General features: G+C 61.1%; 12 protein-coding genes and 1 pseudogene. 10 read left to right on the top strand and 3 right to left on the bottom strand.

The features are described from left to right. The 10 genes and pseudogenes from HU767_RS09465 (at nt 1) to HU767_RS28690 (ending at nt 8,096) form a co-directional block, all read left to right on the top strand. Complete coding sequence (locus HU767_RS09465) at nt 1-1,086, top strand: Ldh family oxidoreductase (protein ID WP_186729384.1); 1,086 nt, start codon at nt 1-3, stop codon at nt 1,084-1,086. Beyond that, the gene (locus HU767_RS09460) at nt 1,083-2,000 is read left to right on the top strand and encodes a Gfo/Idh/MocA family oxidoreductase (RefSeq protein ID WP_186706189.1); all 918 of its coding nucleotides are present in this window, start codon (nt 1,083-1,085) and stop codon (nt 1,998-2,000) included. The genes HU767_RS09465 and HU767_RS09460 overlap by 4 nt, the downstream gene beginning before the upstream one ends. Beyond that, on the top strand, nt 1,990-2,406 hold the full coding sequence (locus HU767_RS09455; RefSeq protein WP_186729383.1) for a hypothetical protein: 417 nt from the start codon (nt 1,990-1,992) through the stop codon (nt 2,404-2,406). Before HU767_RS09460 ends, HU767_RS09455 begins: the two co-directional genes overlap by 11 nt. Beyond that, nucleotides 2,292-2,975 (top strand): annotated as a pseudogene (locus tag HU767_RS28780) (phenylalanine--tRNA ligase beta subunit-related protein); the annotation flags it as partial. The gene HU767_RS09455 and the pseudogene HU767_RS28780, both read left to right, overlap by 115 nt. A gap of 84 nt (nt 2,976-3,059) precedes the next feature. Continuing rightward, complete coding sequence (gene trpB / locus HU767_RS28775; RefSeq protein WP_238349446.1) at nt 3,060-4,271, top strand: tryptophan synthase subunit beta; 1,212 nt, start codon at nt 3,060-3,062, stop codon at nt 4,269-4,271. Further along, nucleotides 4,268-5,056, top strand: coding sequence for a tryptophan synthase subunit alpha (gene trpA / locus HU767_RS09445; protein ID WP_186706192.1), 789 nt, complete (start codon nt 4,268-4,270; stop codon nt 5,054-5,056). The genes trpB and trpA overlap by 4 nt, the downstream gene beginning before the upstream one ends. Continuing rightward, nucleotides 5,053-5,679: a phosphoribosylanthranilate isomerase gene (locus tag HU767_RS09440; RefSeq protein WP_186706193.1), complete on the top strand. Its 627-nt coding sequence runs from the start codon at nt 5,053-5,055 to the stop codon at nt 5,677-5,679. The genes trpA and HU767_RS09440 overlap by 4 nt, the downstream gene beginning before the upstream one ends. Nucleotides 5,680-5,743: 64 nt before the next feature. Further along, nucleotides 5,744-6,775 carry an anthranilate phosphoribosyltransferase gene (gene trpD, locus HU767_RS09435; RefSeq protein WP_186706194.1) on the top strand — a complete coding sequence of 344 codons (1,032 nt, stop codon included), beginning with the start codon at nt 5,744-5,746 and terminating at the stop codon, nt 6,773-6,775. Nucleotides 6,776-6,804: 29 nt separating this feature from the next. After that, complete coding sequence (locus HU767_RS09430; protein ID WP_202894654.1) at nt 6,805-7,911, top strand: nucleotide sugar dehydrogenase; 1,107 nt, start codon at nt 6,805-6,807, stop codon at nt 7,909-7,911. After that, nucleotides 7,854-8,096, top strand: coding sequence for a UDP binding domain-containing protein (locus HU767_RS28690; RefSeq protein WP_202894653.1), 243 nt, complete (start codon nt 7,854-7,856; stop codon nt 8,094-8,096). Before HU767_RS09430 ends, HU767_RS28690 begins: the two co-directional genes overlap by 58 nt. On the opposite strand, the gene HU767_RS09425 is transcribed toward HU767_RS28690, so the two are convergent. From HU767_RS09425 to HU767_RS09415, 3 genes are all read right to left on the bottom strand, one after another. Next, nucleotides 8,078-8,878, bottom strand: a complete 801-nt coding sequence (locus HU767_RS09425) for a LuxR family transcriptional regulator (RefSeq protein WP_186706196.1) — start codon at nt 8,876-8,878, stop codon at nt 8,078-8,080. The genes HU767_RS28690 and HU767_RS09425 overlap by 19 nt on opposite strands. 79 nt (nt 8,879-8,957) lie before the next feature. Further along, nucleotides 8,958-9,542, bottom strand: coding sequence for an aminodeoxychorismate/anthranilate synthase component II (locus HU767_RS09420; protein ID WP_186706197.1), 585 nt, complete (start codon nt 9,540-9,542; stop codon nt 8,958-8,960). Then, nucleotides 9,539-11,008, bottom strand: a complete 1,470-nt coding sequence (locus HU767_RS09415) for an anthranilate synthase component I family protein (protein WP_186706198.1) — start codon at nt 11,006-11,008, stop codon at nt 9,539-9,541. The genes HU767_RS09420 and HU767_RS09415 overlap by 4 nt, the downstream gene beginning before the upstream one ends. Nucleotides 11,009-11,277: the final 269 nt, after the last annotated feature.

Raw genomic sequence — 11,277 nt, 5'->3', positions numbered from 1 at the left:
ATGGATTTCTTCTGCATTGCAGCCAACGAGCTGCATGGGTTCACTGTGGCTGCCCTCAAGGCAGCCGGGTTCACCGCATCCCAGGCCCAGAAGGCGGCGCCCGTGTTATTGCATGCCGATCTGAACGGCCACGATACCCATGGCATCGCCAACCTGGTCAATGTCTATATCGCCGGTGCCCGGAGCGGTGAAATCAACCTGGCCGCCACCGGCCAGTGGATCAGCGATCAAGGGGCCTGCGCCACGCTTGATGCCGACGGCGGGCTGGGACTGTTGGCGGGACAGCAGGCCATGGAACGGGCCATCGACAAGGCCCGGGACTTTGGGATTGGCTGTGCGGTGGTGCGCAACAGTTCGCACTTCGGCGCGGCAGGTTTCTACGCCAGCATGGCACTGGAACACGGCATGATCGGCATGGCCATGACCAACCTGGGTCGTGAGCCCGTCGCTCATCCGCTGGGCAGTATGGCGCCCTTGATGGGGACGAACCCGATCAGCCTGGCGGCTCCGGTGGCTGCTATGCCAGCGCCATTTCTGTTGGACATGAGCACGACGGTCTGCGCCAGCGGCAAGATCAAACAGGCCATTCGACGCCAGCAAACCATTCCCACCGGCTGGCTTCACGATGCCGAAGGCCGCGAGGTTAGCGATCCTGGCGCGTACCTGGACGGCAGCGCGATGTTGCCGATGCTCGGCGGGGCTTACGCGGAGCAGGGCGGACACAAGGGCTTGGGCCTTGGGATGATGGTCGAGATCCTGTGTGGGGTGCTCAGTGGTGCCCAGACCGGTGCGGACCTTGGCAACCCGGGGCGCAATAGCATCGGCCACTTCTTCCTGGCCCTGTCCCCCGAAGCCTTTGGTGCTGGCGAAGGTTTCCGCTCGTCGATGGACCGATTGCTCCAGCACATCACGCAGGCGCCTGTGCATCCGGCGTTCGACCCGCTGAGCTATCCCGGCGCGCCTGACCTGAGGGTGCGTACCGAACGCCTGGCACAGGGCATTCCCGTCGATGCCGCACTGTTGGAGCAGCTCGATAGCATCGCGGGACAACTCGGTATTTCACAAATCACGAGGACAGCGGCATGACCATAAGGCTTGGCATCATCGGCATGGGAGTGATCTCCCACTACTACCTCAAGGCGCTGCAAGACAGCACCCTGTGCCAGCTGGTGGCGGTGTGCGACAAGGCGCCCGAACGGCTGGCGCCATTCGCGGCGACGGATGTGCGTTGCCATACCGATTACACCACCTTGCTCGCCGACCCGGACCTCGACGCGGTGATCATCAACCTGCCCAACCATCTTCATTTCACCGCTTGCATGGCTGCCCTGGAGGCGGGCAAGCATGTGTGCTGCGAGAAGCCATTGACCCTCGAACTGGACCAGGCCGAGCAGTTGCGCGACATGGCCCGCCGCTTGAACTTGACGCTGCTCACGGCCTTTCACCGACGCTACAACACCCACCTGCTCAATGCCGTGAAGCAAGGCCTGTTCAATGGTGCGGTGCATGTTCGGGCGCGTTACCACGAGCGCATCGAGGATCATGCCGGCCATGACACCTGGTATTTGGACAGTGCCTCCTGTGGTGGCGGCTGCATTGCCGACAATGGCCCGAATGTCTACGACACGCTGAGCTTTGTGCTTGGCCGACTCGAGGTCACTGGGGCGCAGGTTCGTCGAAATGCGTTGGGGATCGACATGGGGGCATTGGTCACGCTGACCAACGCGGTCGGGCTTGAGGCGAGCGTTGAACTGAGCTGGGACTATGCCCACGGCGAACAGAAAGACCTGGTGATCGACTACGCCGACGGACGCCAAGTCATCGTCGACCTGCTCAAGGACAGCGTGGGTTTCAAGACGTCCCTCTATCACGAATACGAGGGCGTCATCGCCCATCTAGCCAGGAGCATCCAAGGCATGGTCGAAGACGGTTCGATTGGTGTCGATGCGGTGCGGCTGGTGCGCGCTACCTATGCCATGGAGGCCCGCGATGCTCGCTGAACAGCCCCGTCAGCCGTCCAAGGCCAGGCTCGAGGCTAGGCTGGTGAAGCTGCTCTATCACACTCAGCAAGCACGTGGCATGACGTTGATCGAGCACCGCTCCCGTTGTGTGCGGCGCGGCGAGTTGCACGAAGTGGTGACGACCGACCAGTCAGGGGCTGAGCCGGGCGACCGGATTGAGCGGGTCGGCTTCATCGGCTTCGTCGAAATCCAGCAGGCCGGGGTCATCGAGCGCGGTGATCGGGTGTTGCTAGGCGACACCTGCATTGGTCAGGTCATTGGCTTTGACGAATGCCACTTTCCCAACCACTACAACATCCTGATAGCGGCGGACGACCTGCTGACCGGTGGCACCCTCCGGGATTGCGGCTTAGGCAGTTACCTGCACTTCGAGGAAGAGCAATGAACGAGATATTCGAGATCGATGTATCGGCAGCGGCGCGCGTGCAGTTTCCAGGCGCCAGGGTCCTGGCAATGCGCCTGCCTGGCGTGGGAAGCGTCGATGGGGCAGGGCTTGACTGGTCGGCCAACCGCGCAGCATGGACTGGCGTAGACAAGGATGCCTTGCTGACCCACCCATCGATTGCGCCGTATGCGAACTACTACCAACGTGCGGGCATTAATCCGCGCAAGCACCTGCCTTCGGTCGCCAACTTCATCCACCGTGCATTCGGCCGGGCCCAGGCGCGGTTGCCGCGCATAAATGAGGTGGTCGATACGGTCAATTGGGTGGCGGTCTCCACCATGACTTCGCTGGGGGCATTTGATGCCGCAGGAATCGAGGGACCGGTGCTGCTGGACCTCTCTGGTGAGGACGAGTCGTACGAGCCCGTTGGCGGCCAAGGACGCGAGCCGCTGCCGGCTGGCCTGCTGGTGCTGCGTGACTCAAAGAAAGTCTTGTCGCTGTTTTCCATTCGAGACACGGTCCATACCGCTACCCGCGACAGCACCTCTGACCTGCTGTTGCTAGGGTGCGTATTGCCGCCACTCGACAGCACCCCAGTCAGGGCAGCCCTGCAACTTGTCGCGCAACGCCTGGGAGATGGGCGTTCGCCAGCGCTGGAAACCCTGGCGGGGCAAGGTCCTTGGTTCGATGACCATGGTGGGTGTTTCATCGCTGAAACACTCTCGCCTCCGGTCAGCGAACTGACCGAGCGTTATCAGCAAATCATCGCCAGTGCAGCGTTCCAGCAACGTTATCGCAGCTTGCTCAAACACTATGTGGGGCGGGCTACTCCCTTGACGTTGGTGGAGAACTTCTCCCGGGAAATCGGGGTGAAAACCTACCTCAAACGCGAAGACCTGGCCCATACCGGCGCCCACAAGATCAACAATGCCCTGGGTCAGGCGCTGCTGGCGCAGATGATGGGTAAACGCCGCGTGATCGCAGAAACAGGTGCAGGCCAACATGGCGTGGCGACTGCTGCGGCCTGTGCCTTGCTGGGGATCGAATGCGTGATCTATATGGGCTTGCGTGATATGCAACGCCAGGCGCTGAACGTACAACGCATACGGTTGATGGGCGCGCGGGTAGTGGCGGCCACTGGCGGCACCCAGACCCTCAAGGACGCGATCAACGACGCCCTGCGCGACTGGGTGGCCAATGCCGACACGACCTATTACCTGCTGGGATCGGCGTTGGGCCCGCACCCATACCCGGCCATCGTCCGCTATTTCCAGAGCGTCATCGGCGACGAGGCCAGGCAGCAGTTCGCCGCGCTTGAGGACGGAGCACTCCCGGATGCGCTGGTGGCATGTGTCGGAGGGGGATCGAACGCCATCGGGTTGTTTTCGGCCTTCATCGAGGAACCTGACGTGCAGCTGTTCGGTGTCGAGGCCGCCGGCCAGGGCGAAAGCACTGGCAATCATTCGATCCGTTTCGGCCAGGGCGGACAGAGCCGCTCCGGGGTCTTGCAAGGGTGTCGCTCCTACGTCCTGCAGGACGCCAATGGGCAGATAGGTGAAACCCACAGCATTGCGCCCGGACTGGATTACCCGATGGTCGGGCCTGAGCATGCCCAGTTGCGTGACAGCGGTCGCGCCAATTATCTCTGGGCCAGCGATGACGAGGCGCTGCAAGCACTCCAGCTGCTATCGCGCTGTGAAGGCATCATCCCGGCCCTGGAAAGCGCCCATGCGTTGGCCGGCGCCATCAAGGTCGCGCGGCAACTGCCCCAGGGAGCGCGAATCATCATCAACCTCAGCGGGCGTGGCGACAAGGACATGCAAACCATTGCCCAGCTCACGAGCGCGGAGGAAGTCCCCCAATGAACCGTATCGACAGCTGTTTCGCCGATCTCGCGCAAAGAGGCGAAAAGGCCCTGATGCCTTACCTGACGGTCGGCTATCCGGCACTGGACAGCCTGCCGGAGCTGGTACAGGCCGCACGTAATGCTGGTGCGGATGTCATCGAGCTGGGTGTGCCTTTCTCCGATCCGGTCGCCGATGGTCCGGTGATCCAACAGACCAGCCACGCAGCGATTGCCAATGGCATGACCATGACGTTGGCATTGAAGCAGATCGCCGGACTTCCCCAGGACGACCAGGCGCCCGCGCTGGTGGTGATGACCTATACGAATCTTCTGCTTAACCATGGTTACGAGCGGTTCGCCGCGCAGGCCGCCGAGGCGGGCATCAGTGCAGTGATTGTCCCGGACATGCCGGTCGAGGCCAGTGGTGAGTTGCGTGCCGCCCTGGAGGCCCACGGTTTGTATCAGATCTTTCTGATGACACCGAACCTCAGCGACGAGCGCCTGCGCACGATTGCCGAACACGCCAAGGGCTTCATCTATCTGGTGTCGGTGCTGGGCACGACCGGTGAGCGCGACCAATTGGCCGACATCGGTCCGTTCGTGGCGCGGGTACGGCGATTTACTGACTTGCCTTTGGCGGTTGGTTTCGGCATTGGCACCCCCGAACAGGCCCGAGTCATGTGGCAGCAGGCAGAGGGCGTGATCATTGGCAGCGCTTTGGCACGCCGGCTGGCCGACCCGGTCGAAGCCGCTACGCAGGCCCACCACTATCTCGCTGGTTTCAAGGCCGGGGGCCGGCGATGAATGGCTGGCAGCAGGGAACGATCAAGGTGTGCGGGGTACGGACACCGGAAGATATCCAGGCGTGCCTGCAAGCCCGTGTCGATTTGATCGGCCTGGTACTGGTGCCTGGTTCGAAGCGCGAACTGTCGCCCAAACAGGCAACGGTCTTGCGTGACCTGATCGGTGACCAGGCCAGGGTAGTGGGCGTGTTCATGAATCAGTCGTACAGCCAGGTCTACGAAACCACCCTGGCCCTGGACCTGGATCTGGTGCAGTTGCATGGCCAGGAGCAGGGGCGTTGTTGGGAGCAGCTGGGACGGCCTTTGATTCGTCGTGTGATGCCGTCGGATTACCGCCGCGATCGAAGGGCCTCGGCACTGCCACTGGTCGATGCAGGGGCAGGCCATGGGGTTGCGCATCCTTGGCCGGCCGCGCGCTACCCGGAGGCGATGATCGCGGGCGGTTTGACGGTCAACAGTGTCGCAGCGTTGATCGAAGCACTCGAGCCCGCGGCCGTGGATGTGTCCTCGGGGGTGGAGTCGTCGCCGGGTTGCAAGTCACCCCGGGCTATTGAGGAGTTCTGTCGAAATGCCCGGCTCGCCTTCGAGCAGGTGCGACGCGTGCAACGCAGCATCAATCAGTAATGACGGCAGCCGCCGTGGCCTGCCAACAGGCGGGATCAGCCCAGCTAACAGGTGAGGGAGAACAATGCCGCAGAATGTGCGTGGAGTGGTTGCACGGTACAGCCAGGGGGAGCCGGTCGAGGCGCATCAGTTGCAAAGCGCCTTTCGAGCATTGATGCAGGGACAGCTGCCGGACTCGTTGATCGCTGCGCTGCTGGTGGCTTTGCAAGTGAAGGGCTTGGAGTTCCAGGCGATCGAGTGTGTCGCCCGCGTGGTGCGTGAATTTCTGATTCCGGTCCGGCATTCGGTGGCGGGGCCGCTGGTGGACCTGTGCGGAACAGGAGGGGATGCGCGGGCCACGTTCAACGTGTCGACCACCGCCAGCTTTGTGGTGGCCGCGGCGGGTGTGCGGGTGGCTAAACATGGCAACCGCAGTGTCAGCTCGACCTGTGGCAGCGCCGATGTACTGGAAGCGCTGGGCCTGGATTTGCAATTGACGCCCGCACAGATCGCTACGTGCCTGGAACGAGTGGGGATTGGCTTCATGTTCTCGCCAGTCCATCGACCGGCTCTGCCGGGCTTGACGCGGGTCCGCAGTGAACTGGCCATCCGCACGATTTTCAATGTCATCGGCCCGCTGACCAACCCCGCTGCGGCGAGCAGGCAATTGCTGGGTGTGTTCAGCGCCGAGCTGGTGCCGATCATGGCGCAGGTACTCAGGGCACTGGGCAGCGAGCGCGCGCTGGTGGTCCACGGCGAGGATGGCTTGGACGAGATTTCCCTATCCGGTAGCACGCTGGTCGCTGAGCTCTGGGATGGCGACATACGCCAGTACCACCTCCACCCCAGCGATTTCGGAATGAAGGTGTGTGATCTGGCAAGCCTGCAGGTCAGCAGCATCGACCAGGCCCGGGCGTTATGCCTGGAAGTGCTCGCGGGTCGGGAAGGTGCTCCACGCGACATTGTCCTGCTCAACAGTGCTGCGGCGCTCTACCTGGGCGACAGGGTCGAGAGTATCGCCCAGGGGCTGGAGCTGGCGACCGGCATTCTGGACAGCGGAAAGGCCATGCAAACCTATGAATCGTTGTTGTCATTTACCCGTGGATTGCGAAATTGAAGGCACAGCCGGGTTTCAAGGAGCGAAGGATGGAACAGATTTTTGGGACTGTCGCGGTGGTGGGGCTGGGCTATGTCGGGCTTCCTCTGGCGGTTGAGTTCGGCAAGCGCTTGCCGACCATAGGCTTCGATATCTGCCAGCACAGTATCGATCAATTAGGCGATGCCATAGATCCATCCGGGGAGCTTGGCGAGGAGCAGATGCAGCAGGCGCACTTGCTCACCTATACGAGCGATCCGGCGGCGCTGCGCGGCGCGGACATTATCATCGTCGCGGTCCCCACACCTGTGGATGCGGCGAATCAACCTGATTTGTCACCCTTGATACGAGCCAGTGAAACGGTGGGGCGGAACATGAAGCCCGGGGCATTGGTCATCTACGAGTCGACCGTTTACCCGGGCGCGACCGAGGAACGGTGCATTCCCGCCTTGCAGGAGGCTTCGGGGCTGGTGTGGAAAGAGGGCTTCACTGTCGGCTACTCGCCTGAGCGAATCAATCCCGGCGATCGTACCCACACGCTTTGCGATATTGTCAAAGTCGTGTCCGGCGACAGTCCGCAGAGCTTGCAGACTGTGGCCGCGTTGTACGAGCTGATTGTCCGGCCGGGGGTGCATCGTGCTCCTTCGATCAAGGTGGCCGAAGCGGCCAAGGTCATTGAGAACACCCAGCGCGACCTGAACATCGCCCTGATGAATGAGTTATCGCTGATCTTCTCGGAACTGAAGATCGACACCTGCCAGGTGCTGGAAGCGGCGAACACCAAGTGGAACTTCCTTGATTTCAAGCCAGGGCTGGTAGGCGGTCACTGCATTGGCGTCGATCCCTATTACCTCACCTACAAGGCCGAGTCCCATGGCTACCATCCCCAAGTGATCCTTGCCGGGCGACGGATCAACGATGGCATGGGCAAGTGGATCGTCGAGAAAACCATCAAGCTGCTGATCGCCGCCAACCGTGTGGTGAAGGGCTCGACGATCAATGTGCTGGGAATCACGTTCAAGGAAAATTGCGCAGATGTGCGCAATTCGAAGGTTCACGACATCATCGTCGAATTGCGAGCCTTGGCGTCAACGTCCATGTGCATGACCCACTGGCCGACCCGGCGACGGTCATGCGTCAGTACGACTGCGCATTGAGCAGTTGGGAACAGCTGCCCGCAGGCGATGCGCTGATCGTGGCTGTGCCGCATGAGGCCTATCGGCGCACCTCATTGCAGCAAATGCGCACCAAGTTATTGCCCGGGGCGTGTGTGATTGATGTCAAGGCTGTCCTGGATCGGGAGTCCTACGAGGCCGAGGGTTATCATTTCTGGCGTCTGTAAACCGGTGGGGCAACCGTCGGCATGACCAGCCCGCAGGCCGCTGCAGCACTGACGGCCTGTTGGCGACTCACCGAACCCAGCTTGCGTCGGGCATTGAGCAGGTGGAAGTCGATGGTGCGCTCGGAACAGGTCAGGATGTGGCTAATCTCCCAAGTGGTCTTGCCGACGCTGGCCCAATACAGGCAGTCCAACTCCTTGGGCGTGAGGTCCTGGCAGGGTTGGGCAGGAACCTGCAACTGATGGCGCATTCCGGCGAGCAGGTAGGGGATGAGCATGAACAGTTGATAAACGGCAGGGTTGGAAAAGCCCTCCTGTTCGGTGATCTGGGTGTCATCGAAAGCCACACTCAGTGTTCCCCTGAGCAGCTCGTAGCGCAGCGGGATGCTCAGGCCGCTGCGCAGGCCGTGTTGCTCGCGTTGTTGCCAGAAGTGCCGGGAACGTCCACGGGCGCGCCTGCGCTCGCTGTCCCAGAAAAAAGGTAGCAGTTCGCGTCGACAGTGCCTGAGTATCGGGTCGATCTCGATCAACCCGTCACCGCGATAGTGTTCCAGCCAGCGTTTGGGAAAGGTGGTGATGAGGCCGGCGAGAGGGTCGGTATCCCTCGGTGCTGCCGGTCCCAGGCTGATGAGGTAGCTGCCGAAGCCGAGCTGACGCAGCACTTTGTTCAGCAGGCGCTCCCAATCGCAACGGTTGGCATCTTTGGCGAGACTCATGAAGGCGGTCAGCGGTGCGGTACGCCCGGCCTGGTTCCGGCTGCAGACGGGGGAGTTGTGTTTGTCCATAAACGAGTCGCTCTTGTTATAGCGGGAATGAAACAGCTGGAGCACGGAAAAAGAAGGGGAGTGCGCCCCTTCTGGCGGATCACTGGTGCACGTAACACTTGATGAAACTGCGAAACAGGTCCAGGCCGTTTTCGGTCAGGATGCTCTCAGGGTGAAACTGCACTCCTTCCACTGGCAGGTGGCGATGACGCACACCCATCACATAGCCGTCATCGGTGGATCTCGAGGTGACTTCCAGGCTGTCGGGTAGCTGCTGGTCGCTGACCATCAACGAATGGTAGCGGGTGGCCTGTATGGCGCGTGCCTGCGTGTGGTCATAGACGCCCTTGCCATCGTTCTCGATCGTGCTCACTTTGCCGTGCATCACGTGCGGGGCGCGGCAAACCTGAGCGCCGAAGGCCAGGCCGATGGCTTGATGACCCAGGCATACGCCCAGTAGCGGCAAACGCCCCTGCAAGTGCCTGATCACTTCGATGTAGCCAACGTCGGCCGGATGCCCAGGCCCAGGGCCCAGCACGCAGAAGTCCGGCGAAAAATCCTCGATGCGTTGGAGGAGGTCTGGCACGTCGTGACGCTCGACGCGGGTTTCCAGCCCCAGTTGTTCCAGGTACTGGCTGATGATAAAGACGAAGCTGTCGTAGGCGTCGATCAGGAATACTTTCACAGTGCGATCTCCTTGCCGGTCACTGCCCGGTATACAGAACCCATCTTGTACAGCGTCTCTTTCCACTCCATCTCGGGAACGGAGTCGGCGACCACCCCGGCGGATGCACGCAAGTGGTAGGTCCCCTCGTCGAAGACGGTCGAGCGAATGCACAGGGCGGTATTTACACTGCCATCAAAACCCACCAGGCCAAGGGCTCCGGCGTAGATGCCCCGGCGGTTGCTCTCCATTCCCTCGATCAGTTCCATTGCCCTGACCTTGGGCGCGCCGGACATGGTTCCTGCGGGGAATGAGGCCTTGATCACGTCGTAGGCATCCAGGCTTGGGCGCAGCAGACCGCGAACGTTCGACACCATGTGGTAGAGGTGCGAGTACTCCTCTACCAGCATGAATTCGTCGACTTCCAGCGAGCCGGCCTGGCAGACGCGACCGATATCATTGCGACACAGATCGATGAGCATCAGGTGCTCGGCGCGTTCCTTCTCCGAGCGGGTCAGCTCCAGCACCAGCTGGGTCGGATCGACGCCAGGCTTCTTGCCGACAGTACCGGCGATCGGACGCATCTCAATCAAATCGTCCTTGATCCTGACGAACAGCTCCGGACTGGCACCGATCAGGTCGATACCGCCCACATGGGCCAGGTACATGTAAGGAGAGGGGTTGCGCAGGCGCAGGTTCTGGTACACATCGAACGGCGCAACCTGCGAGCGAATGCGGATCTCATGGCCGAGTTGGATCTGGTAGACGTCGCCGGCGCGGATGTGCTCCATTGCGACTTCGACACGTTCGCAAAATTGCTCCGGGGTGACCGTGCGGATTTCCTCGAATGTCTCTGGATACGGTGGCAGATCCACTGCCTCGCACGCCGGGGTTGCGCTCAGGAAGGGGTAATCCTCCACTGTACGGGGCGCCCACAGAGGGTGGTTGTTGATCAGGGTTTCGACAATGCCGTTGCTGTGGAAATAAACCAGTGTCTGATAGACCGACAGGGCGATGAGCGGGTAGCTGTAGGTCTGTTCGGCGAGATCGGGAAGGCGCTCGATCAGGCGAACGCAGTCGTAGGAGAAATAGCCGAAGAACGCCAGGCTGGACGGGGCATTGGGTGCAGGCTGGAACGTAGCCTGGATGGTCCGGAGCAGGTTCCACCCTGACTCGCTGTCCGGTAGGTGGATCTTGTGCTCGGGATCGACTTGCACCCCCCCTTGTTGCAGGCTGGCGGACAAGTGTTCACACAGCGCAGGACAGCCTCGCAGTTGTGCCTGGCCCTCATCGATACACACTTCGAAAAGGGGATCGAGCCCGACGATCGTCGCCCGGCGATCGCGGCTTGGACCGGACAGTGATTCAAGAATGAAGACAGACTCGCGACCCAGTTGCTCCAGTGCATTTGCATATATGCCAAGTGCATCTGTAGATCGACGTTCTTCGCGGCGAAGAACATTGACGTCAATTAAATGTTTATTCACGGTTATACCATTTTCAAGGTGCAACGATTCAGGCACTCCATTAAGAGAGCACCACGGGAATATAAAGTGCGCAGGCACTTTAAATAGGTGTTGACGGATATCCTGAATGTTCGGGGCGGACGCTGTTCATGTCGCGCGCAATACCAGGCTTGCAACGGATTGCAGCCATCGATGCGCAGGGCACAAGGCGCGAGCACCTTCGAATTTCATTGTGGAGAGAGCAGGACGTTGCTGGCAGGCAGCAGACAGACGCTGGTCTTCGCTAGATT

The sequence above is a fragment of the Pseudomonas sp. SWRI179 genome (genome assembly GCF_014268705.1).
In the GTDB taxonomy this organism is placed as follows: Bacteria; Pseudomonadota; Gammaproteobacteria; order Pseudomonadales; family Pseudomonadaceae; genus Aquipseudomonas; species Aquipseudomonas zanjanensis.
The sequence above is the reverse complement of the archived record's forward strand: the minus strand, read 5'-3'. Positions and strand labels throughout refer to the sequence as shown.